Annotated in this window: 20 protein-coding genes; 19 read left to right on the forward strand and 1 reads right to left on the reverse strand. The window is 60.3% G+C overall.

Annotated features, from left to right (window positions below; all coding sequences use genetic code 11):
* Nucleotide 1: 1 nt before the first annotated feature.
* The 17 genes from DK391_RS04275 (at nucleotide 2) to DK391_RS04355 (ending at nucleotide 18,178) form a co-directional block, all read left to right on the forward strand.
* Complete coding sequence (locus DK391_RS04275; RefSeq protein WP_109476747.1) at nucleotides 2-1,786, forward strand: branched-chain amino acid ABC transporter ATP-binding protein/permease; 1,785 nt, start codon at nucleotides 2-4, stop codon at nucleotides 1,784-1,786.
* Entirely contained in the window at nucleotides 1,786-2,550 is a 765-nt protein-coding gene (locus tag DK391_RS04280) for an ABC transporter ATP-binding protein (RefSeq protein ID WP_109476748.1), read from the forward strand. Before DK391_RS04275 ends, DK391_RS04280 begins: the two co-directional genes overlap by 1 nt.
* Before the next feature lie 173 nt (nucleotides 2,551-2,723).
* Nucleotides 2,724-4,679: a tRNA uridine-5-carboxymethylaminomethyl(34) synthesis enzyme MnmG gene (gene mnmG / locus DK391_RS04285; RefSeq protein WP_109476749.1), complete on the forward strand. Its 1,956-nt coding sequence runs from the start codon at nucleotides 2,724-2,726 to the stop codon at nucleotides 4,677-4,679.
* Complete coding sequence (gene rsmG, locus DK391_RS04290; protein ID WP_109476750.1) at nucleotides 4,676-5,353, forward strand: 16S rRNA (guanine(527)-N(7))-methyltransferase RsmG; 678 nt, start codon at nucleotides 4,676-4,678, stop codon at nucleotides 5,351-5,353. The genes mnmG and rsmG overlap by 4 nt, the downstream gene beginning before the upstream one ends.
* 49 nt (nucleotides 5,354-5,402) lie before the next feature.
* Nucleotides 5,403-6,173 carry an AAA family ATPase gene (locus tag DK391_RS04295; RefSeq protein WP_109476751.1) on the forward strand — a complete coding sequence of 257 codons (771 nt, stop codon included), beginning with the start codon at nucleotides 5,403-5,405 and terminating at the stop codon, nucleotides 6,171-6,173.
* A gap of 38 nt (nucleotides 6,174-6,211) precedes the next feature.
* Nucleotides 6,212-7,102, forward strand: coding sequence for a ParB/RepB/Spo0J family partition protein (locus tag DK391_RS04300; protein WP_109476752.1), 891 nt, complete (start codon nucleotides 6,212-6,214; stop codon nucleotides 7,100-7,102).
* 11 nt (nucleotides 7,103-7,113) lie between these two features.
* A complete protein-coding gene (locus DK391_RS04305; protein WP_109476753.1) occupies nucleotides 7,114-8,262 on the forward strand; it encodes an SLC13 family permease in 1,149 nt (382 codons plus the stop codon).
* Nucleotides 8,263-8,543: 281 nt separating this feature from the next.
* A complete protein-coding gene (locus DK391_RS04310) occupies nucleotides 8,544-9,089 on the forward strand; it encodes an ATP synthase subunit I (protein WP_109476754.1) in 546 nt (181 codons plus the stop codon).
* 160 nt (nucleotides 9,090-9,249) lie between these two features.
* A complete protein-coding gene (atpB, locus tag DK391_RS04315; protein ID WP_109476755.1) occupies nucleotides 9,250-10,101 on the forward strand; it encodes a F0F1 ATP synthase subunit A in 852 nt (283 codons plus the stop codon).
* An 87-nt stretch (nucleotides 10,102-10,188) separates the two neighbouring features.
* Nucleotides 10,189-10,458 (forward strand): F0F1 ATP synthase subunit C, encoded by a 270-nt coding sequence (gene atpE, locus DK391_RS04320; RefSeq protein WP_007180033.1) that lies wholly within the window; start codon nucleotides 10,189-10,191, stop codon nucleotides 10,456-10,458.
* 135 nt (nucleotides 10,459-10,593) lie between these two features.
* Nucleotides 10,594-11,064 (forward strand): F0F1 ATP synthase subunit B, encoded by a 471-nt coding sequence (locus tag DK391_RS04325; RefSeq protein ID WP_109476756.1) that lies wholly within the window; start codon nucleotides 10,594-10,596, stop codon nucleotides 11,062-11,064.
* 2 nt (nucleotides 11,065-11,066) lie between these two features.
* Nucleotides 11,067-11,606 (forward strand): F0F1 ATP synthase subunit delta, encoded by a 540-nt coding sequence (locus tag DK391_RS04330; protein ID WP_109476757.1) that lies wholly within the window; start codon nucleotides 11,067-11,069, stop codon nucleotides 11,604-11,606.
* Nucleotides 11,607-11,664: 58 nt separating this feature from the next.
* Nucleotides 11,665-13,206, forward strand: a complete 1,542-nt coding sequence (gene atpA / locus DK391_RS04335) for a F0F1 ATP synthase subunit alpha (protein WP_109476758.1) — start codon at nucleotides 11,665-11,667, stop codon at nucleotides 13,204-13,206.
* Between the two features lie 90 nt (nucleotides 13,207-13,296).
* Nucleotides 13,297-14,184 carry a F0F1 ATP synthase subunit gamma gene (gene atpG, locus DK391_RS04340; RefSeq protein ID WP_109476759.1) on the forward strand — a complete coding sequence of 296 codons (888 nt, stop codon included), beginning with the start codon at nucleotides 13,297-13,299 and terminating at the stop codon, nucleotides 14,182-14,184.
* Nucleotides 14,185-14,275: 91 nt separating this feature from the next.
* Nucleotides 14,276-15,670, forward strand: a complete 1,395-nt coding sequence (gene atpD, locus DK391_RS04345) for a F0F1 ATP synthase subunit beta (protein ID WP_109476760.1) — start codon at nucleotides 14,276-14,278, stop codon at nucleotides 15,668-15,670.
* 150 nt (nucleotides 15,671-15,820) lie between these two features.
* The gene (locus DK391_RS04350) at nucleotides 15,821-16,246 is read left to right on the forward strand and encodes a F0F1 ATP synthase subunit epsilon (protein WP_007748963.1); all 426 of its coding nucleotides are present in this window, start codon (nucleotides 15,821-15,823) and stop codon (nucleotides 16,244-16,246) included.
* A gap of 201 nt (nucleotides 16,247-16,447) precedes the next feature.
* The gene (locus DK391_RS04355) at nucleotides 16,448-18,178 is read left to right on the forward strand and encodes an AMP-binding protein (RefSeq protein ID WP_109476761.1); all 1,731 of its coding nucleotides are present in this window, start codon (nucleotides 16,448-16,450) and stop codon (nucleotides 18,176-18,178) included.
* A 781-nt stretch (nucleotides 18,179-18,959) separates the two neighbouring features.
* Here DK391_RS04355 and DK391_RS04360 read toward each other — a convergent pair.
* Nucleotides 18,960-19,754: a transporter substrate-binding domain-containing protein gene (locus DK391_RS04360; RefSeq protein WP_109476762.1), complete on the reverse strand. Its 795-nt coding sequence runs from the start codon at nucleotides 19,752-19,754 to the stop codon at nucleotides 18,960-18,962.
* 172 nt (nucleotides 19,755-19,926) lie between these two features.
* Between DK391_RS04360 and hemE the strand changes: the two genes are divergently transcribed.
* Both hemE and DK391_RS04370 read left to right on the forward strand, forming a co-directional pair.
* Entirely contained in the window at nucleotides 19,927-21,030 is a 1,104-nt protein-coding gene (gene hemE / locus DK391_RS04365; RefSeq protein WP_109476800.1) for a uroporphyrinogen decarboxylase, read from the forward strand.
* A 445-nt stretch (nucleotides 21,031-21,475) separates the two neighbouring features.
* Nucleotides 21,476-23,734 (forward strand): primosomal protein N', encoded by a 2,259-nt coding sequence (locus DK391_RS04370; protein WP_109476763.1) that lies wholly within the window; start codon nucleotides 21,476-21,478, stop codon nucleotides 23,732-23,734.
* The last annotated feature ends 157 nt before the right edge of the window (nucleotides 23,735-23,891 follow it).

Consider the following 23,891-nt stretch of genomic DNA (forward strand, 5'->3'; position numbering starts at 1 on the left):
GATGAATCGGATCATGAAAAACAGGTTCTTCTGGCTGTTCCTCATCGTCATGTTCGCGCTGCCGGTGCTGCCGCAGCCGATCCGCGTGCCTGAGTACTGGGTGACGCTGCTCAACTACATCGGGCTGTATTCGATCGTCGCGATTGGTCTCGTGCTGCTGACGGGGATCGGCGGCATGACAAGCTTTGGGCAGGCTGCGTTCGTGGGCGTCGGCGCCTACACGACGGCGTATCTGACGACGCAGTTCGGCGTGTCGCCGTGGCTCGCGCTGATCGTCGGCGTCGTCTTGACTGCGTTGATCGCGCTGCTGCTGGGCGCCGTCACGATGCGGCTGTCGGGTCACTTCCTGCCGCTTGGCACGATCGCGTGGGGTCTCGCGCTGTTCTTCCTGTTCGGCAATATGGAGATCCTTGGCAAGTACGACGGCATCAACGGAATTCCCGTGCTGAACGTGCTCGGTATCAACCTGGAATCGGGCCGCCATATCTATTACCTGATCTGGGTCGTCGTGCTCGGCGCAGTTATCTCTGTTCAGAATCTGCTTAATAGCCGTCCGGGACGCGCGATTCGTGCACTGCGTGGCGGCGGCCTGATGGCTGAAGCGATGGGCGTCAACACGGCGTGGATGCGTGTGACGATCTTCGTCTACGCGGCGGTGCTGGCGTCGATTTCGGGCTTTCTGTACGCGCATCTGCAGCGTGCGGTGAATCCGACGCCATTCGGGCTGAATCACGGCATCGAGTTTCTGTTCATGGCGGTGGTCGGTGGCGTCGCGCACGTCTGGGGCGCGGTGCTCGGCGCAGCGATCCTGACGATCCTCCAGGACTATCTGCAGACGCTACTGCCGAAACTGCTCGGCGAGAACGGCAACTTCGAAATTATCGTTTTCGGCATCCTGATGGTGCTGTTGCTGCAATACGCGCGTCAAGGCGTCTGGCCGTTCGTCGCGCGACTGTTCCCACGCGGCCCGCGTGCACACGTTCCGGATCACGCGGAAGCGTTACCGCAGCGCAGCAAGCCGACGGCGGGGGAATCGCTGCTCACTGTTGAGAAGGCTCGCAAGCAGTTCGGCGGTCTGGTTGCTGTCAACGACGTGAGCTTCGAGGTGAAGGCAGGGCAGATCATCGGCCTGATCGGCCCCAACGGCGCGGGCAAGTCGACGACGTTCAATCTGGTCACAGGCGTTCTGCAGCCGACGAGCGGCGCGATCACGTTCCGGGGCGAGCGTATCGATGCACTCAATTCACGTGAAATCGTTAAACGGGGAATCGGGCGCACGTTTCAGCACGTCAAATTGCTCCCGGGCATGACGGTGCTTGAGAACGTCGCAATCGGTGCGCATCTGCGCGGGCATGCGGGCGTTTGGCGCAGCGTGGCGCGGCTGAATGCCGGGGAAGAGGCGCGCCTGATGGCGGAAGCGGCTCGCCAGATTCGCCGCGTCGGTCTCGAAGAGCATATGTACGACGAAGCGGGCAGCCTCGCGCTCGGCAAGCAACGGATTCTGGAGATCGCACGTGCGCTGTGCTGCGATCCGACGCTGCTGTTGCTGGACGAACCGGCGGCGGGTCTGCGCTATCAGGAGAAGCAGCAACTCGCGACCTTGCTGCGCAAGCTGCGCGAAGAGGGCATGAGTGTGCTGCTGGTTGAGCACGACATGGATTTCGTGATGAATCTGACGGATCGGCTCGTCGTGATGGAGTTTGGGACGCGGATTGCGGAAGGCCTGCCGCAGGATGTGCAGAACGATCCGGCGGTGCTGGAAGCCTATCTGGGTGGGGTGGAGTGATGGTGAATCAGACAACGACTGCTGCGCCGATTCTCGAGGTGGGCGATCTTTCCGTGCGTTATGGAAAGGTCGAAGCGTTGCATGGCGCGAAGATCTCGGTTCGTCCGGGGCAGATCGTCTCGGTGATCGGTCCGAACGGCGCAGGGAAGTCGACCTTGCTCAATGCCATCATGGGCGCGCTGCCCGTGACCGGGCACGCAAAGGGCGCCGTCATGTATCGCGGCGAGGACGTGAGCCATGTGCCTGTCGAGAAGCGCGTCGCACGCGGCATGTGCCTCGTCCCGGAGAAGCGGGAGCTGTTCTCCGCGATGACGGTCGAGGACAACCTCGTGCTGGGTGCCTATCGACGTAAGCGCGCCGGCGAGCGCAATTTTCTGGATCAGCTCGAACCTGTGTTCACGCTTTTCCCGCGCCTGAAGGAGCGGCGCAAGCAGGCGGCGGGGACGTTGTCCGGTGGCGAGCGGCAGATGCTTGCGGTCGGCCGCGCGTTGATGGGCAAGCCGGATCTGTTGATGCTGGATGAGCCGAGTTTGGGGCTGGCGCCGCTGATCGTGAAGGAGATTTTCCACATCATTAGCGCGTTGCGTCAGACGGGCGTGGCCACGCTGCTGATCGAGCAGAACGCACGCGCAGCGTTGCAGATTTCCGACTACGGCTATGTTCTCGAAACGGGCGAGCTTGCGCTGGAAGGTGAGGCAAGTGCGCTGGCCCAAAACCCGCGCGTGATCGAAACGTATCTGGGTCTGACGAAGAAAGTCGCGTAGCCGACGGAATTTTTGGCTGTTGGGCTGTCAAATGAGCGGTGTGTTTCACGTGAAACACACCGCTTTTTTTGTCCTATTGCTTTCGACTGAATTCGGGCCAAAAGCGAAACCGCTATAATTTCGCCCATACCTTTCTTTTTTAGGCTCGCGCGACGTCCTGCGTGAGATCCGCGATGCTTTATCCCACAGAGTTTGACGTAATCGTCGTTGGCGGCGGTCATGCCGGCACGGAAGCCGCTTTGGCGTCCGCGCGCATGGGCAACAAGACGCTTTTGCTGACGCACAACATCGAAACCCTCGGCCAGATGAGCTGCAATCCGTCGATCGGCGGCATTGGCAAAGGCCATCTGGTGAAAGAGGTCGATGCGCTCGGCGGCGCCATGGCGGCTGCCACCGACGAAGGCGGCATTCAGTTCCGTATTCTGAATTCGTCGAAAGGGCCGGCCGTTCGGGCAACGCGCGCTCAGGCCGACCGCATTTTGTACAAGGCGGCGATCCGTCACCGCCTGGAAAATCAGCCGAATCTCTGGCTTTTCCAGCAATCGGTCGATGATCTGATGGTCGAAGGTGACCGTGTTGTCGGCGCTATTACGCAGGTTGGCGTGCGTTTTCGCTCGCGCGCTGTGGTGCTGACGGCGGGCACGTTCCTCGACGGCAAAATTCACGTCGGTCTCAACAACTATACGGGCGGACGGGCAGGGGATCCTGCTGCCGTGTCGCTGTCGGCGCGGCTGAAAGAGCTGAAGCTGCCGCAAGGCCGGCTGAAGACGGGTACGCCGCCGCGTATCGACGGCCGCACGATCGATTTTTCGAAGCTGGAAGAGCAGCCGGGCGATCTCGATCCGATTCCCGTGTTCTCGTTCCTGGGCCGCGTCGAGCAGCATCCGCGTCAGGTTCCGTGCTGGGTCACGCACACGAACTCGCAGACGCACGACATTATTCGCAGTGGTCTCGATCGCTCGCCGATGTACACGGGCGTGATTGAAGGCGTGGGACCGCGGTACTGCCCGTCTATTGAAGACAAGATTCACCGGTTTGCTTCGAAAGAATCGCATCAGATCTTTCTTGAGCCCGAAGGGCTGACGACCAACGAGTTCTATCCGAACGGAATCTCCACCAGCTTGCCGTTTGATGTGCAGCTGGAACTGGTGCGTTCGATGGTCGGTCTGGAGCACGCGCACATTCTGCGTCCGGGCTATGCGATCGAGTACGACTACTTCGATCCGCGTGGGCTGAAGGCGTCGCTGGAAACGAAGGTGATCAACGGCTTGTTCTTTGCCGGCCAGATCAACGGCACGACGGGTTACGAAGAAGCGGCGGCACAAGGTCTGCTGGCCGGTATCAACGCTGGCCTGTATGTGCAGGGCAAGGAAGCGTGGTGCCCGCGTCGCGATCAGGCTTATCTGGGCGTGCTCGTAGACGATCTGGTGACGCGTGGCGTGTCTGAGCCGTACCGGATGTTCACCAGCCGCGCCGAATATCGCCTGAGCCTGCGGGAAGACAACGCAGATATGCGTTTGACGGAAATCGGTCGCGAGCTTGGCGTTGTCGATGACGAGCGCTGGGACGCATTCAGCCGTAAACGCGACGCTGTTTCACGTGAAACAGAGCGGCTGCGCACGACGTGGGTGAATCCGAAGACGCTTTCGTTTGAGGAAGCGACCGCTTTGCTCGGCAAGCCGATCGACCACGAATACAGTCTGGCCGATTTGCTGCGTCGCCCGGGCGTCTCGTACGACGGCGTTTGTGGTCTGCGAGAGGGCGCTTGTGGCCCTGCAGAACCACTGGCTGAAGACGAAGTATTGCTCGCACAGATCAAGGAACAGATCGAGATCGGCGTCAAATACCAGGGTTATATCGAGCGGCAGGCTGGTGAAATCGAGCGGAATGAGGCGCACGAAAGCACCCGGTTGCCCGAGAATCTCGACTACGCAGAAGTTCGCGGATTGTCGTTCGAGGCACGTCAGAAGCTGATGCAGTTCCGCCCGGAAACAATCGGTCAGGCGTCCCGTATTTCGGGCATCACGCCGGCTGCGATCTCACTGCTGATGGTTCACCTTAAGCGAGGTCTTGGACGGCGCTCACAAAAGCCTGCTGCAGGTTCCGACAACCCGCCGGTGGTTCAATGACGGCGCGCTCGAACGTGAATGGCGGGCGCGACGCGCTCGCCAGTTTGCTGGACGAAGGGCTGCGCGAACTGGGCATTGATCTCAGTGCAGATCAGAAGGGCAAGCTGCTCGACTACGTCGCGCTGCTCGCCAAGTGGAACGCCGTCTACAACCTGACGGCGATCCGCGATCCGCGCCAGATGTTGATTCAGCACATCCTCGATTCTCTTTCGATCGTTCCGCACCTGGCCGCGCTCGGCCCGGCGACATTACTCGACGTCGGATCGGGTGGTGGTTTGCCTGGCATCGTGCTCGCGATTGTTTTTCCGGACTGGTCGATCACCGTCAACGACATTGTTCACAAAAAATCCGCCTTCCAGTCGCAGGCCAAGGCGGAACTTGGCTTGAGCAACCTGTCGGTTGTTACGGGGCGCGTCGAAACGCTGCGTCCGGGCGTCGAGGTGTCAGGAAAGTTTGATGTGATCGTCTCACGCGCATTCGCAGAGCTCGCGGATTTCGTTACACTGGCCCGTCACCTCGTTGCGGACCATGGCGCGATCTGGGCGATGAAGGGCGTGCGACCCGATGCGGAAATCGAACGTTTGCCCGACGGCGCGCAGGCGAAGCAGGTGATTCGCCTCAAAGTGCCGGCATTGGACGCTGAACGGCATCTGGTCGAAGTCACGGTGCACTGAATTTCCAATCGAAACTTGATTAAACAGGCTGCAAAGGGACACCTAAAAGATGGCAAAAATCTTCTGCGTTGCGAACCAGAAGGGTGGAGTCGGCAAAACGACGACCGCGGTCAATCTCGCCGCGAGCCTCGCATCGCAGGGACAACGAGTCCTGCTCATCGATCTCGATCCGCAAGGCAACGCCACCATGGGCAGCGGCATCGACAAGGCGGCTTGCGAACACACGGTGTACGAAGTGCTGGTCGACGGCGTGTCGGTTGCCGACGCGCGCGTGAAGCCAGAATCACTTTCATATGACGTATTGCCCGCAAACCGTGAACTGGCGGGCGCCGAGGTCGAACTCGTCAGCATGGACAACCGCGAGCGGCAACTCAAGGAGGCGCTCGCGAAAGTCGTGCAGGACTACGACTTCGTGCTGATCGATTGTCCTCCCGCGCTGTCTCTGCTGACGCTGAACGGCTTGTGCGCCGCGCACGGCGTCGTCATTCCGATGCAATGCGAATATTTTGCGCTGGAAGGCCTGTCGGACCTGGTCAACACGATCAAACAGGTGCACGCTAACCTGAATCGTGACCTGAAGGTGATCGGCCTGTTGCGCGTGATGTTCGATCCGCGCATCACGCTGCAACAGCAGGTGTCGGAACAACTGAAAGAGCACTTCGGCGACAAGGTATTCGACGTCGTCATTCCGCGTAACGTGCGGCTTGCCGAGGCGCCGAGTTATGGCTTGCCTGGCGTCGTGTTCGATAGCGCGTCGCGAGGCGCGCAGGCTTATGTGCAGTTCGGCGCGGAAATGATCGAACGGGTGCGCGCGCTATGACGCAACGCCAATCATCCAAAGCGGATCGAGGAACCACGATGAACGCAGTAGCACGGAAGAAAGGGTTGGGCAGGGGACTGGAAGCGTTGCTCGGCGGAAGCGCGGACATCACGGAAGCAGTGAAGATCGACACTGCGCCTCACACGCTGCCGCTCGACAAGATGCAGGCGGGCAAGTACCAGCCGCGTACGCGCATGGACGAGGGCGCGCTGCAGGAACTCGCGGCCAGCATTCGCGCGCAGGGTTTGATGCAGCCGATTCTCGTGCGACCGGTTTCCGCGGAGAAGTTTGAAATCATTGCTGGTGAACGGCGTTTTCGCGCTGCGCGTCTTGCGGGCCTCGAAGAAGTGCCGGTTCTGGTGCGCGACGTGCCCGATCAGGCCGCGGCCGCGATGGCGCTCATCGAGAACATCCAGCGCGAGGATCTGAATCCGCTGGAAGAGGCGCAAGGTATCCAGCGCCTGCTCGACGAATTCAATTTCACGCACGAGCAGGCGGCCGAATCGGTTGGCCGTTCGCGTAGTGCGGTGTCCAATCTGCTGCGTCTGCTGAACCTCGCTTCACCCGTGCAAACGATGCTGCTCGCCGGCGACCTCGACATGGGCCACGCGCGCGCACTGCTTGCCGTCGATGCCGCCACGCAGATCACGCTGGCCAATCAGGTCGTCAACAAACGCATGTCGGTGCGTGAAACCGAGAAGCTGGTCACGGCGACCACGAAAGCCGTGCCTGCCGTCAAGGCGAAAGCAAGCAACGACGGCGGCCGTGACACACGACGACTCGAAGAAGAATTGTCCGATCTGCTTGCCGCAACGGTGAAGATCAAGCTCGGACGCCGCGGGCGAGGGCAGGTGCTCGTCGATTTCGGCGATCTCGACGCGCTGGAAGGCATTCTCGTCCGCTTGCGCGGCAACACGGCGCCTGCATAAAAATCCCACTGATGCCGGCAGCCGAGCACGCGCTAAAACCACATCGCAACCTGTTCCGCACGATCATCCACTATGTAGCGAAAGAGCCGGTCCTTACCGTGCTCGTCGCTGCATTGATCGTGCTGCAGGTTTTTCATCCACGTCCGTGGGGAACGTTGCCGGCGCTGGTCGACTGGCAAACGGTGATGACGCTTGCCGGTCTTCTTGTTCTGACTAAAGCTGTCGAATATTCAGGATTCCTGATGTGGCTCGCGCATCGCGTGGTCCATCGTATCCGCTCGCAGCGAGCGCTCGCGTATCTGTTGATTGCGCTTGCAGCAGCACTGTCCACATTGCTCACCAACGATGTCGCGTTGTTCGTCGTCGTGCCGCTCGCGTTGTCGCTGAATGAGCTGACGCCGCTGCCGCTCAAGCGCCTCGTCATTTTCATCGCGATTGCGGTGAATGCGGGCTCGATCCTCACACCATTGGGAAATCCACAGAATCTGTTCTTGTGGCAGACGAGCGGCGTTTCATTTGGCGGTTTCGTCGTGGCGCTTGCGCCGCTGTGTATCGTGCTGATGGCCATGCTGTACCTGTTGGCCACGTTTTCGTTCAAGCGCACCACATTGGATCTTTCCAACGACACGGAACCGCACCCCGTCGATCGACCGTTGCTCGCTGTCGCCGCTGTGCTGTTCATAGCGTTTGTTCTGCTAGCCGATGCGCACAGGGCAGGGATAGGACTGATCGGTGTCGGCGTCGGATTTATCTTCTGGCGCCCCAAGATCGTTCTGAAGATCGACTGGCTATTGCTGCTCATCTTCGTGTTCATGTTCATCGTGCTGAGAAGCGTCGCAGCGTTGCCTTGGGTGCATCACGCTGTCGGCCAACTGCACCTTGCGACGCCGCTGCGTGCCTACACGGCGGGCGCCGTGTTGTCGCAATTCATCAGCAATGTGCCGGCTGCCATCATGCTCGCCGAGTTCTCGAAGGATTGGCGTGCGCTCGCGTTCGGCGTCAGCGTCGGCGGCTTTGGATTCGCGATCGGCTCGCTCGCGAATCTGATTGCAATGAGGCTTTCAGGAGAGCGTGGAATGTGGACGCAATTCCACCTATTTTCGATCCCGTTCTGGGTGGTCGGCGGTGCGCTCGGCGGCTGGCTCCTGTTGCATTTTTGACACTCCTGCGCGCGGCAAAATGACACTTGCAATCGCGCTGCTTTACCACACCCCGACCCGCATTTCCCGGTCTCCCGCGACCGCCTTACATTTGAAGTGCGACACCCGCAACATCAGAGTTTTCCCGTATCGTGAAGCACCGTTTCATGCGGGTTATTGGTCGGGCTAAAGTCTTGAATTGCCTGCAACTATCGCTTACAATCGCCCGGATTTATTTGCTAGGCAACCCCGTAAGCGCTGCGAAAGCTGGCGGGCTGAACAGGACTTTGCGGAACACTGCGATGGCGGTCAAAGCGTCGAACCAAACGCCGCAACAACGGCACGACGAACACCGCGAAAATGGCAGTGGTTCGCAGTCAACTGAGGGTCAGCACGCCATGCAGGACGACGCATGGGATGCCGGGCAGCAAGATAACAATATCGTTCCGCTCACGCGGGCTGAAGCCGAGAAGCTCTTCGGTCCAAACGTGAGTCGTCCATCGCGTGTCACACCGTTCAAGGTCGTGATTGCGCAAATGGTTTTGTCCCTGGGTGCGACGCTGTTGTGGTGGCTGTTCTACAAGCCGCCGGGCGATGCTGCGCTGTCCGCCTTCCTGGGAGGAGCGATTTGCTGGGTGCCAAGCGCATTGTTCGCGGCACGTCTTAAGAAGTTGAGCGGCGCACAGACAGCGATGAGCTGGATGATCGGCGAAGCGCTCAAGATGGGGACAACGATCGCGATGTTCGTAGCCATCGCGTTCTGGTATCACGACGTACGGTGGATTCCGCTACTCGTCACGTACCTCATCGCTCTCAAGACGTACTGGATCGCGCTCGCCTGGCGCTGAAGCAAGCGAGACACTAGGCTGGTGTACGGCGTGCACAACGCGACATCGGCAACGAGGCGCGCGGGTTCGACAAAGACTCGCGCTGGCGTGTTCCCGCAATACAGTATTGCGGCGGGAGCGGCCCGGAAAGATTTTCGACAATTTGGGTGGCATTAACGATATGGCAGCTAGCGAAGGAACGCGCGCTCTGGATCCGTCCGAGTACATTGCGCACCACTTGCAGAATTTTTCCACCGCTCATCAGACGTCGATTTTCGACATCCACGTCTGGAATCTCGATACGCTCTTCTGGTCGATCGTGTGCGGTCTCGCCACCATTCTGATCCTGCGTCTCGCAGCGCGTAAGGCAACGCCGGGCGTCCCGGGCCGTTTCCAGTGCGCAATCGAAATGCTGGTCGAGATGGTCGAAGATCAATCGAAGTCGATGATCCACGGCAACCGCACCTTCATCGCGCCGCTCGCGCTGACCGTGTTCGTCTGGGTCGCGCTGATGAACTCGCTCGACTTTCTCCCCGTCGACCTGCCGGGCCGCGTGATCGGCTGGCTGGGTCTGTCTGAAGTCATCCCGCACCACCGCATCGTTCCGACGGCCGACCTGAACGGCACGCTCGGTATCGCGCTGGGTGTGTTCGCGCTGATGATTTACTACAACTTCAAGATCAAGGGCGCAGGCGGTTTCGTTCACGAACTGCTGTCCGCTCCGTTCGGCGCGCATCCGCTGCTGTGGATCCCGAACCTTGCACTGAACATCATCGAGTTCGTCGCGAAGACGGTTTCCCTCGGCATGCGGCTGTTCGGCAACATGTACGCGGGCGAACTGTTGTTCCTGCTGATTGCCCTGCTCGGCAGCATCTGGAGCTTCGGCGCGGACACGACGGTGCTTGGCTTCATCGGCCACGTGATCGCAGGCAGCGTGTGGGCGATCTTCCACATCCTGATCGTTCTGCTGCAAGCGTTCATTTTCATGATGCTGACGCTGGTGTACATCGGCCAGGCACACGACACTCACTAACGTGGCGTCGTAGAGAAAGAATCAGAGTTTCTAGAATCGTAGTTTTTTAAATCCCAGTTCCAAAAAGACTTTTCACAAGGAGTGATCATGCAAGCTTTCATCGCCAACATCCAGGGTCTGACCGCCATCGGTATCGGCATCATCATCGGCCTGGGTGCTATCGGCGCCTGTATCGGTATCGGTCTGATGGGCGGCAAGTACATCGAAGCATGCGCTCGCCAGCCGGAACTGATGAACCCGCTGCAAACCAAGATGTTCCTGCTGGCTGGTCTGATCGACGCGGCGTTCCTGATTGGCGTTGGTGTGGCAATGCTGTTTGCGTTCGCGAACCCGCTGCTGTCGAAGCTGGCAGGCTGAGGTTCCTCGGAAGTGCGCGCCTGACCTATAACTGGTAAGGGCGCAAAGCGGAACGGGCACTAAGGCGCTGATCGACTGAATCGATGAGCGCCTTGCCGTTTCCCCCTCCGATCAAGCAACGTTTAAGGAAACACCGTGAATCTCAACGCAACCCTGTTTGCGCAAATGGTCGTGTTCCTGATCCTCGCGTGGTTCACGATGAAGTTCGTGTGGCCGCCGCTGATCAACGCCCTCGACGAGCGCGCAAAGAAGATCGCCGACGGTCTCTCGGCCGCTGAAAAGGGCAAAGCGGAACTCGAAGCCGCGCACAAGCGCGTCGACCAGGAACTCTCCTCGGCACGTAACGAAGGCCAGCAACGCATCGCTGACGCAGAAAAGCGTGCAGTCGCGGTCGCCGACGAAATCAAGGCACAGGCGCAAGCTGAAGCAGCACGCATCATCGCTCAGGCGAAGGCTGACGCTGACCAGCAGATCGTCAAGGCGCGTGAAACGCTGCGTGGCGAAGTCGCAGCGCTCGCTGTGAAGGGTGCCGAACAGATCCTGAAGCGCGAAGTCGACCAGGCGGCTCACGCCGACCTGCTGAATCAACTCAAAGCCGAGCTCTGATCATGGCCGAACTTGCAACCATCGCCCGTCCGTACGCAGAAGCGCTGTTTGGCGTGGCCGAAGCTGGTGACATCGCCGCCTGGTCCACGCTCGTGCAGGAGCTGGCACAGGTTGCGCGTCTGCCCGAAGTGCTGTCGATTTCCTCGAGCCCGAAAGTCAGCCGTGCACAGATCAGCGACCTGCTGCTCGCCGCGGTGAAATCGCCGCTCAAGGACAATGCGCAAGCGAAGAATCTGGTTCAGATGCTGGTCGACAATCATCGTCTGCCGCTTCTGCCGGAAATCGCCACGCAGTTCGAAGAGTTGAAGAACGCCCGCGAAGGTGCGGCCGATGTGCTGATCGTCAGCGCATTCCCCCTCGAAGGTGCGCAGCTGGACGACCTCGTCGCAAGCCTCGAACGCAAATTCAAACGCAAGCTGAAGCCGACAGTCCAGGTGGACTCGTCGCTGATCGGCGGCGTTCGCGTGACGGTCGGCGACGAAGTGCTCGATACCTCGGTCCGCGCGCGGCTCGCCAGCATGCAGACGGCTCTGACCGCCTGAAGCCCTCACGTGGCTGTGGCGGCTGGCACGCAACAGAATTGACTATCAGGAGCGAATAATGCAACTCAATCCCTCTGAGATCAGCGAGCTGATCAAGAGCCGGATCCAGGGCCTTGAAGCGAGCGCAGACGTTCGCAACCAGGGCACCGTGATCTCCGTGACCGACGGTATCGTGCGTATCCACGGCCTGTCGGAAGTGATGCAGGGCGAAATGCTCGAATTCCCGGGCAACGTGTACGGCCTCGCGCTGAACCTCGAGCGTGACTCGGTCGGCGCGGTGATTCTGGGCGAGTACGAAAGCATCTCGGAAGGCGACATCGTCAAGACGACGGGCCGCATTCTCGAAGTGCCGGTTGGCCCGGAACTGATCGGCCGCGTGGTCGACGCACTGGGTAACCCGATCGACGGCAAGGGTCCGATCAACGCAAAGAAGACCGACGCAATCGAAAAGATCGCGCCGGGCGTGATCTGGCGTAAGTCGGTGTCGCAGCCGGTGCAAACGGGTCTGAAGTCGATCGACTCGATGGTGCCGATCGGCCGTGGCCAGCGCGAGCTGATCATCGGCGACCGCCAGTGCGGCAAGACCGCAGTTGCAGTCGACACGATCATCAACCAGAAGGGCAAAGACCTCTTCTGTATCTACGTCGCGATCGGTCAGAAGGCTTCGTCGATCATGAACGTGGTTCGCAAGCTCGAAGAAACGGGCGCGATGGAATACACGATCGTCGTCGCGGCTTCGGCTTCGGAATCGGCAGCGATGCAATATCTCGCGCCGTACGCCGGTTGCACGATGGGCGAATACTTCCGCGACCGCGGCCAGGACGCGCTGATCGTTTATGACGACTTGACCAAGCAGGCTTGGGCATACCGTCAGATCTCGCTGCTGCTGCGCCGTCCGCCGGGCCGTGAAGCTTACCCGGGTGACGTGTTCTATCTGCATTCGCGTCTGCTCGAACGTGCTGCTCGCGTCTCGGAAGAGTACGTCGAGAAGTTCACGAACGGCGAAGTGAAGGGCAAGAGCGGCTCGCTGACGGCACTGCCCGTCATTGAAACGCAGGCAGGCGACGTGACGGCATTCGTTCCGACGAACGTGATCTCGATTACCGACGGCCAGATCTTCCTGGAAACCGACCTTTTCAACGCAGGTATCCGCCCGGCAATTAACGCCGGCGTGTCGGTGTCGCGCGTTGGTGGTGCGGCTCAGACGAAGGTCGTGAAGAAGCTGTCGGGCGGTATCCGTACCGACCTCGCACAGTACCGTGAACTGGCAGCATTCGCGCAGTTCGCATCGGACCTGGACGAAGCCACCCGCAAGCAGCTCGAGCGCGGCCGCCGCGTGACGGAACTGCTGAAGCAGCCGCAGTATCAGCCGCTGCAGGTGTGGGAACTGGCTGTGTCGCTGTTCGCAGCGAACAACGGCTACCTCGACGATCTGGAAGTGTCGCGCGTGCTGCCTTTCGAAAAGGGCATGCGCGAATTCCTGAAGTCGAAGCATGCTGACCTGGTCAAGCGCATCGAAGACAACAAAGACTTGTCGAAGGACGACGAGGGCGCGCTGCATGCCGCACTCAAGGACTTCAAGAAGTCGGGCGCTTATTGATCCGCGAGTGATCCGCAAGGCATAAACGGACCTTGAAGCAGCGTGGGCACGTGAAAGCATGTCCGTGCTGCTTCGATCAAGGAGCAAGCAATGGCTGGAATGAAGGAAATTCGCGGCAAGATCAAGAGCGTGCAAAACACGCGCAAGATCACCAAAGCGATGGAGATGGTGGCCGCATCGAAGATGCGCCGCGCTCAGGAGCGCATGCGCGCTGCTCGCCCGTACGCCGACAAGGTCCGCGATATCGCTGCGCACATGAGCCGTGCAACGCCGGAATACCGTCACCCGTTCATGGTGACGAACGAAGGCGCGAAGTCGGCAGGTTTTATCCTTGTCACGACTGACAAGGGTCTGTGCGGCGGTATGAACACGAACGTGCTGCGCGCTTCGCTCCAGAAGTTCAAGGAGCTCGAAGGCCAGGGCAAGACGGTCGAAGCGACGGCAATCGGTGGCAAGGGTCTGGGTTTCCTGAACCGTCTGCGCGCAAAGGTCGCGTCGAATGTCGTGCAACTGGGCGACACGCCGCACCTCGAGAAGCTGATCGGCGCGGTGAAGGTTCAGCTCGACCTGTACTCGGAAGGCAAGGTTTCCGCCGTGTACCTCGCGTACACCCGCTTCGTCAACACGATGAAGCAGGAAGCGGTGATCGAGCAGCTGCTGCCGCTGTCGGCTGAGCAGTTCGAGCGCAAGGACGATACGGACAACCCGACGCCGGCTACCTCGTGGGACTACATCTACGAGCCGGACGCGCAAACCGTCGTCGACGAACTGCTGGTGCGTTATGTCGAAGCGCTGGTCTATCAGGCCGTCGCGGAAAACATGGCGTCGGAACAGTCGGCACGGATGGTCGCCATGAAGGCCGCTTCGGACAACGCGAAGACGGTCATCAACGAACTGCAGCTCGTGTACAACAAGAGCCGTCAGGCAGCGATCACGAAGGAACTGTCGGAAATCGTCGGTGGCGCCGCGGCAGTCTGACGCTAACGTCGACACGCGGAAGCGCCATCAGGCGAGTCCACCGGAACTGCGCCCTGCGCGAGTGAAGAATTGAGTATCTAAAGGAAAAGCGATGAGTACTACTGCTTTGGTAGAAGGCAAGATCGTACAGTGCATCGGCGCGGTGATCGACGTGGAATTCCCGCGTGAATCGATGCCGAAGGTTTACGACGCGCTCATTCTCGAAGGTTCGGAACTGACGCTCGAAGTCCAGCAGCAGCTGGGCGACGGCGTTGTCCGTACCATCTGTCTGGGTTCGTCGGATGGTCTGCGCCGCGGCGTGATCGTCAAGAACACGGCCAAGCCGATCAGCGTGCCCGTCGGCAAGCCGACGCTCGGCCGCATCATGGACGTGCTGGGCCGTCCGATCGACGAAGCTGGCCCGATCTCGAGCGAAACGACGCGCTCGATCCACCAGAAGGCTCCGGCGTTCGACGAACTGTCGCCGTCGACGGAACTGCTCGAAACGGGTATCAAGGTTATCGACCTGATCTGCCCGTTCGCGAAGGGCGGTAAGGTTGGCCTGTTCGGTGGTGCCGGCGTGGGCAAGACCGTCAACATGATGGAACTGATCAACAACATCGCTAAGGAACACGGTGGTTACTCCGTGTTCGCCGGTGTTGGCGAGCGTACCCGTGAAGGGAACGACTTCTATCACGAAATGAAGGACTCGAACGTTCTCGACAAGGTCGCGCTGGTGTACGGCCAGATGAACGAGCCGCCGGGCAACCGTCTGCGCGTCGCGCTGACGGGTCTGACGATGGCTGAGCACTTCCGTGACGAAGGCCTCGACGTGCTGTTCTTCGTCGACAACATCTACCGTTTCACGCTGGCTGGCACGGAAGTGTCGGCACTGCTCGGCCGTATGCCGTCGGCAGTGGGCTATCAGCCTACGCTGGCTGAAGAAATGGGCAAGCTGCAAGAGCGTATTACGTCGACGAAGACGGGCTCGATTACGTCGGTTCAGGCCGTGTACGTCCCTGCGGATGACTTGACCGACCCGTCGCCGGCTACGACCTTCGGCCACCTGGACGCAACCGTCGTTCTGTCGCGTGACATCGCTTCGCTGGGTATCTACCCGGCAGTGGATCCGCTCGATTCGACCTCGCGTCAAATCGACCCGCACGTGATCGGCGAAGAGCACTACTCGATCACGCGTGGCGTTCAGCAAACGCTGCAGCGCTACAAGGAACTGCGCGACATTATCGCGATTCTGGGCATGGACGAACTGTCGCCGGAAGACAAGCTGTCGGTCGCGCGCGCTCGTAAGATCCAGCGTTTCCTGTCGCAGCCGTTCCACGTTGCTGAAGTGTTCACGGGCTCGCCGGGCAAGTACGTGCCGCTGAAGGAAACGATCCGTGGCTTCAAGATGATCGTTGAAGGCGAGTGCGATCACCTGCCGGAGCAGGCGTTCTACATGGTTGGCACGATCGACGAAGCCTTCGAAAAGGCCAAGAAGATCCAGTAAAGGCTGGGTGTAACGAAGCGGGCGCCGGCTCGCGCACGGTGGTTGTCGAAAGACGGCCACCGGGCAAAGCGGGCGCCTCGACATACACTCAACCAAAGGCCCAGAGGCGGACGCTCAGGCGTCAACTCTGGCCGACAGGAGTCGACATAAATGGCAACCATCAAGGTAGACGTCGTCAGCGCGGAAGAGCAGATCTTCTCGGGCCAGGCGAAGTTCGTTGCGCTTCCGGGCGAAGCGGGCGAGCTCGGTATTCTGCCGGGCCACACGCCGCTCATCACGCGGATTCGTCCGGGTGCGGTGCGCATCGAATCGGAAAGCGGTGAAGAAGAGTTCGTGTTCGTCGCTGGCGGCATTCTCGAAGTCCAACCCGGCGCGGTGACGGTTCTGGCCGACACGGCAATCCGCGGCAAGGATCTCGACGAAGCGAAGGCCGAGCAGGCACGCAAGCGCGCAGAAGAAGCGCTGCAAAACACCGGCTCGAACCTCGAATACGCGACTGCGCAAGCAGAACTGGCGTACGCGACGGCACAGCTGGCGGCGATCCAGCGTCTGCGCAAGCTGCGCGGACAGCAGTAAGCAGCACAATCGAAAGCAGCCCTTGTGGCTGCTTTTTTTTTCGTCTTCTACTTGACGTTTACGGAAAGGTCAGCAAAATCATACCGATGCCCGAAACAGCTAGAAAGCTGCGGGTAAGACTTGATGCCGGACGAATCGTCGCCGGAGCACAATCGGTCGCAAACGCATTTCAATACTGGATTCACCTCTGGAGACAACAGCATGGCAACGCAAGCTGCAGGAGAGGGCGCGCTCATCGAGCCGAAAGATGGGCTGTCGTACGTGCGCGGTTCCACGGAAGTGCCGCTCAGCGAATTGCCCGTCGGGCAGTTCCTTGTCGAGACGGCTCAGCGCTTCCCGGAACGCCCGGCCGCGGTGTTTCGCGAGCAGGACATTCGCTGGAGTTGGCGGGAGTTTCAGCAGGAAGTCGACATTTTGGCGACGGGCTTGCTGGAATTGGGCATCCAGAAGGGTGACCGCGTCGGCATCTGGTCGCCGAATCGCATCGAATGGTTGATGGCGCAGTTCGCGACGGCGCGGATTGGCGCAGTCATGGTGAACATCAACCCCGCCTATCGGCTTGCCGAGCTCGAATACGCGCTGAACAAGGTGAGTTGCAAGGCGATCATCTCCGCCGAGAAGTTCAAGACGTCGATGTATCTGCAGATGCTGCAGGAGCTCGCTCCCGAGCTCGCGACAGCCACTCCCGGCGATCTTCACGCAGCGCGATTGCCTGACCTGCGTATCGTGATTCGCATGTGCGACACCGAAACGCCGGGCATGCTGACTTTCTCCGACGTGATCGAAAGCGGGCGTGCGGTCTTCGATCCCACCAGGCTCGATGCGATTGGCGCGACGCTCAATCCGAACGATCCGATCAACATCCAGTTCACGAGCGGTACGACGGGAAATCCAAAGGGCGCGACGCTGACGCACCGGAACGTGGTGAACAACGCACGCTATATCGCGATGGCGATGCGACTCACCGAAGAGGACTCGCTGTGCATTCCCGTGCCGCTCTATCACTGCTTCGGAATGGTGCTGGCCGTGCTGGCGTGCGTCTCCGTGGGCGCCGCGATGGTCTTCCCCGGCGAAGCCTTTGATCCGGGCGCGACGCTGCGTGCCGTCTCCGAGGAGAAATGCACGGCGTTGCACGGCGTGCCGACCATGTTCATCGCCGAACTGGATCATCCGGATTTCGCCAGCTTCGATCTGACGCGCCTTCGTACCGGCATCATGGCGGGTTCCCCGTGCCCGATCGAGACGATGAAACGCGTCGTGTCGCAGATGCATCTCGCTGAAATCACGATCGCTTATGGAATGACAGAGACAAGTCCGGTCTCGTTCCAAAGTTCGACGACCGATCCGCTGGACAAGCGCACGACAACCGTCGGCCGGATTCAGCCGTATCTCGAAGTGAAAGTGGTTGATCCGCTCGGCAATATCGTTCCCGTCGGTGAAACGGGCGAGCTGTGCACACGTGGTTATTCGGTGATGAACGGCTATTGGGGCGACGAAGCGAAAACACGCGAAAGCATCGTCGATGGCTGGATGCACACCGGCGATCTAGCAACCATCGACGCCGACGGCTACTGCAACATCGTCGGCCGGCTGAAGGACATGTTGATCCGCGGCGGCGAGAACATTTATCCGCGCGAGATCGAAGAGTTTCTGTTCCGCAATCCGAAGATTCAGAGCGTGCAGGTATTCGGCGTGCCGGACGCCAAGTATGGCGAAGAGGTGTGCGCGTGGATCGTCTTGCGCGGCGGTGAATCACTCACGGCGGAAGACGTGCAGGAATTCTGCCGCGGCCAGATTGCTCACTACAAGATTCCGAAATACATCCGCTTCGTCGATGAACTGCCGATGACGGTAACGGGCAAGGTGCAGAAGTTCGTGATGCGCGAGCGCATGATCGATGAACTGCATCTGAAGGAAGGCAAGACGGCCTGACGCAACTTCGCCGGACGAAAAGAAAAACGCCGTGTGCACTGCACACGGCGTTTCCTTTTTGGTACTAGACGCCCGTTCGCGCAGGGCTGCTAGATAGCGCGCAAACGTTTGGCGAGGCAAAAAAAAAGCGGGCCTGGAGCCCGCTAAAAACCACACGCTACGGGGTTAGCGCGAGGAGACCATTGGAGGAACCGACTATCGGTGCTACTAACACCGATCACGATTCCAGCAGAGATGCCCCTTTGGAGAGCTTCGGCCAATTTTTGCCGACCGCCAGAGAAGTTGTGTACAAAGACACTACTACCCGGCCGCATCCGTGCTGAACCCGTGAAAGGCATTGTGGGCGAATTACCCGGCGCGCGCGGTAACAAAGTGTTTCAGGTTGTAACGCCCGCCAGATAAGGCGCTGCGGGATTTTTTGCGAACCCGATACGCTTATTCGGCAATTTATACCGATACCTTTCGAGTCAATCGGGACAACTTTCGCGCGACCGTTCGCATTGGATATTGCGCTGCGTGATCAACAATTCGACTGCTTGCGCAGCACTTTTCTCATCGGCACAAATCCGCAAAGTCCAATGCTCATACGGATTGCGCGGCTATCTGTTTGAAACTGTCGTTTGCCATTGAGCATATGGATTGTTGCGCTGCCGCAATAACCGACCATCCCGACGAGACTGGTCATTCATCAGACTAACGTGATTCACGCTCCCTCCGACCCGCAGACAGTCGCTCAGACCAATCGGTAAGTGCGACTGCCCCGATCGTCACAAACTCGGTATCACTTCAACCACTTGTCGGAAATTGCCTGATATTCGCCCGTTGCGCGAGCGAGATGTAACCACTGGTCGACGTATTGCTGGAACACCACATCACCGCGCGGCACCAGCCACGCCTTCTCGCCATACTGGAAAGGCTTGTCCGGATGCACGGCGCATAGCCCCGGATTGAGTTTCTGCTGCAAGAGCGTTTCCGAGGCATCGGTCACCATCACATCGGCCTTTCCAGCCAGAATCTGCTTGAAGATGGTCACGTTGTCCGGATAGACGGTGAGATTCGCATGCGGGAAATACTGCCTGGCGAAACGCTCGTTGGTGCCACCCGGATTGAAGATCACGCGTGTAGACGAATGGTCGATCTGCGCGACCGTCTGATATTTGTCGACGTCACCGCAACGCACGATAGGCGACTTTCCATCGATCTGATAAGCGTCCGTGAAAAAAGCGCGCTTTTGCCGGTCGAGGGTCGTCGATACGCCACCCACGGCCACATCGCATTTTGCGACGAAGTCGTTCATCAGATTCGACCAGGACGTCTTAACGAATTCCGCCTTCACGCCGAGCGATTTGGCCAGCGACTCGGCCATGTCGATATCGATGCCTTCGAACTGACCGTCTTGTCTGTAAAACGAATACGGCTTGTAGTCCCCCGTCGTGCACGCCCGCAACGTACCGCGTGCCAGAACGTCATCGAGCCGCGACGCAGACGTCGATGCCGCCGCGGGTGCGGCACTTTGCGCATGGACCGCGCCGGCACAGCACAGCGCGCTCACAAGGACCAGAGCAGCTTTCTTCATTGAGTCTCCTTTATCGTTGTTTATCGTCATGCAACGGAACCGATCATAGTCCGCGCAACTAGCTGTGACTATCGACTGGAAGGCATAGGACAAACAGCAATTGCCAGGATTACGGACACGGCGTTGCGCCCTCAGCGGTTAAAATAAGCCTTTGCCTTCAGTCGCAAGCAACGTGGCCCATAACCTCCTGAACGACACCTTCCTGCGCGCGTTGCTGCGCCAGCCGACCGAGTACACGCCGATCTGGCTGATGCGCCAGGCAGGACGTTACTTGCCTGAGTACAACGCCACGCGCAGCCGTGCCGGCAGTTTCCTCGGACTCGCGAAGAATCCCGATTACGCGACGGAAGTCACGTTGCAGCCGCTCGAGCGCTATCCGCTCGACGCCGCGATCCTGTTTTCGGACATCCTCACCATTCCCGACGCGATGGGCCTCGGTCTCGACTTTCAGGCGGGCGAAGGGCCGAAGTTCGCGCGGCCGGTGCGCACCGAAGAGGATGTCGCGCGCCTCGCCGTACCCGATATCGACAGCACGCTGCGCTACGTTACTGACGCCGTGCGCCAGATCCGCACCGCGCTGACCGACGCGCAAGGCCGTCAGCGTGTTCCGCTGATCGGCTTCTCAGGCAGCCCGTGGACGCTTGCGTGCTACATGGTCGAAGGCGGCGGCTCGGACGATTTCCGCACCGTGAAATCGATGCTCTACGCACGTCCTGACCTGATGCACCGCATTCTCGACGTCAACGCGAAAGCCGTCGCTGCGTATCTGAATGCGCAAATCGAAGCGGGCGCACAAGCCGTGATGATTTTCGACACGTGGGGCGGTGCGCTGGCAGACGGCATCTATCAGCGCTTCTCGTTGCACTACATCCAGCAAGTGGTCAGTCAGCTAAAGCGCGAGCACGACGGCAACCGCGTGCCCGTGATCACGTTCACGAAGGGCGGTGGCCTGTGGCTCGAAGAAATCGCCGCGACGGGCGTCGATGCCGTCGGGCTGGACTGGACAGTGAATCTGGGCAAGGCGCGTGAGCGCGTGGGCGGCAAGGTTGCCCTCCAGGGCAATATCGATCCGTCCGTCCTGTTCGCTCCGCCTGCGACCATTCGCATGGAAGCGCGCGCGGTACTGGAAAGCTTCGGCAACTTCCCCGGCCACGTCTTCAATCTGGGGCACGGTATTTCGCAGTTCACGCCGCCGGAGCATGTCGCCGAACTGGTCGACGAGGTGCATCGCCATAGCCGTGCGCTGCGGGCATCGGGCGGGGTTGCCAAAGCTTGAAGCAGTCTTTCGAAGTGTGACGTTTTTGTTGCGGCGCAGCGACGTGGGCTCTCGGCGTAAGGGGGAAAATAGCGTTCCAGACGCCGCCCCGAGGCGCTCCTCGCGTTGTCAAGACTTGACTTATGCACATTTGTCACGCTGCGGCGCGGTAGAGGGATGGATCGTCGCAACTAACTTGAAAAGTACGCGGAAATCTGTTCACTGCCTTGAGCGACAAGGGTTTCCGGGTTCCTAAGACGAATGTGCGCTATCCCACAAAGAGGCCCGTCCCGCGCCACTTACGGGCTATCCAGGCCAAGTTCTCAACAAAGTTATCCACAGGCAGGCGAGGTCGGGCGCAATTGTCGATGCAAAACCAAAACTTAGCGCCAAAGTTGAAGTTTTACTTTAAGTGTGACGACCACGGCTTCCGACCTGTGGATAACTTCTCGTGCAAACAGCGTTTATGCGGATCGACGATCTGACGGGCGTCTACGTCCGCGTCGCGCTCGATCACCCGCTGCCGACGCTTTTCGATTACCGCTGCGACGCCGCGCGGGCGCCTGCGCCGGGCATGCTCGTCAGCGTGCCTTTCGGCAAGCGGCACGTCGTGGGCCTCATCATGGAAGTGACCGCTCACAGTGAGGTACCCGCTGACCGTCTGAAATCGGTTGATAGCGTGTGTGCCGCTTGCCCGCCACTGTCGGCGCATTGGCTCGACCTCGCGCAGTTTGCCGCCGAGTATTACCAGCGCGGTATCGGTGAAGTTGCGTTGCCTGCCCTTCCTCAGGCTTTGCGCGATGCGGCGCGCTGGACGCGGCTGTTTGCGCCTGAAGAACACTATCGCCTATTGCCCGCGGGACGTGCCGCGCTGCCCGATGCGCTTCCAGTGCGCGCGGTTGCTTTGCGCCGCCTCGCGGCTGCACTTGCCGACGCCGAGTCGCTGCCTGCTACCGAAGCCCGAGCGCTTCACGCGAAGGCAACCGCCACCCTCGAAACATGGCAAGCCGAAGGCTGGGTGGCGCTCGACATCATCGATCCCGCAGCGGCTCGCATCGCGCAAGATGTCACGCCGCAAAGCGCAGCCCTGCCAACTCTCACCGATGAGCAGGCAGCCGCTGTCGAATCGATCGGCAGTGCGCAGGGCTTTGCGCCTTTTCTGCTGCACGGCGTGACGGGCAGCGGCAAGACCGAGGTCTATCTTCGTGCGCTGGCGGGATTGCTGGCGGCCAATCCACACGCGCAGGCACTCGTACTGGTGCCGGAAATCAACCTGACGCCGCAGTTCGAAGCCGCGTTCCGCGCACGTTTCGCGTCGATGGACGACACGGGCATCGTGACCTTGCACAGCGGACTCGCCGAAGGCGAACGCGCCCGCAACTGGTTCGCTGCGCACACCGGCCGCGCACGCATCGTGCTCGGCACACGCCTGGCCGTGCTGGCGTCGTTGCCGCATCTGGCCATCATCGTCGTCGATGAAGAGCACGATCCCGCCTACAAGCAGCAGGAAGGTCTGCGTTATTCCGCGCGCGATCTGGCCGTCTGGCGGGCGAAGCAACTCGGCATTCCTGTCGTGCTTGGTTCCGCGACGCCGTCGCTGGAAAGCTGGTGGCAGGTCGAGCAAGGACGTTATACGCGGCTTACCTTGTCGCGCCGTGCCGTTGCCGACGCCGTGCTGCCCACCGTGCGCCTTATCGATCTCGAAGATGAGCGGCGGCGTGGGCGTGCTTCGGTGGAAGGCTTGTCGGGACCGCTGATCGCCGCACTGAAAACCCGCCTCGAACGCGGTGAACAGAGCCTCGTGTTTCTGAACCGCCGCGGCTACGCGCCGCAACTCGCCTGCGACGCATGCGGCTGGGTCGCCGGCTGTCCGCGCTGCAGCGCCTACGTCGTGCTGCATAAGCCGGAGCGTGCGCTGCGCTGCCATCACTGTGGCTGGGAAGCGCGTATTCCGCGTTCGTGTCCGGAATGCGGCAACGTCGATATCGCGCCGATGGGACGCGGCACGCAGCGCATCGAGGAAGCGCTGGCGGGCGCCGTGCCCGGCGCGCGCGTGCTGCGCATCGACGCCGACAGCACGCGCCGCAAAGGCAGCGCCCAGGCGCTGTTCTCGGACGTACACGCGGGCGAAGTGGACATTCTCGTCGGCACGCAGATCATCGCGAAGGGGCACGACTTCCGGCGCGTGTCGCTGGTCGGCGTGCTGAACGCCGACACGGCGCTGTTTTCCCACGATTTCCGCGCAAGCGAGCGTCTTTTCGCGCAACTGATGCAGGTGAGCGGCCGCGCGGGCCGCGCCGGTCTGCCGGGCGAAGTGCTGGTGCAAACGCGCTATCCGACGCATGCGCTCTATCACGCGCTCGGCCGCCAGGACTACATCGGCTTCGCCAATTCGACGCTCGCGGAACGGCGCGACGCGCATCTGCCGCCGTTCGTCTATCAGGCGATGCTTCGCGCCGAAGGCCGCACGCTCGATGCCGCGCTGACCTTCCTACAACAGGCAGCGACCGCGCTCAGCGAGATTCCCGCCGCGAGCCGCGTGACCGTCTACGACGCCGTGCCGCTCACCATCGTCAAGGTGATGCACGTGCATCGCGCGCAATTACTGCTCGAAAGCGCGTCGCGTGTGGCGCTGCAGGCGACCTTGCGCGACTGGCAGCTGCTGCTGCGCACGCTGAAAGGCGTGCTGCGCTGGAGCATCGAAGTCGATCCTCTCGATATTTAAGCAAGCTTTTAGCGCCAATTCGCGCGCATTTGCGTGCAAATCCCTTTAAGTCATATCGATCAAACGAAAGGTCGTTTCGTTTCGCATCGACGCTCGACTATATTTCGCCGAATCGGCGCATGACTCACAACAATCGATAGCGCGTGCGCCGCAACTT

Origin of the sequence: Paraburkholderia sp. C35 (genome assembly GCF_003121405.1) — a bacterium.
Lineage (GTDB): Bacteria > Pseudomonadota > Gammaproteobacteria > Burkholderiales > Burkholderiaceae > Paraburkholderia.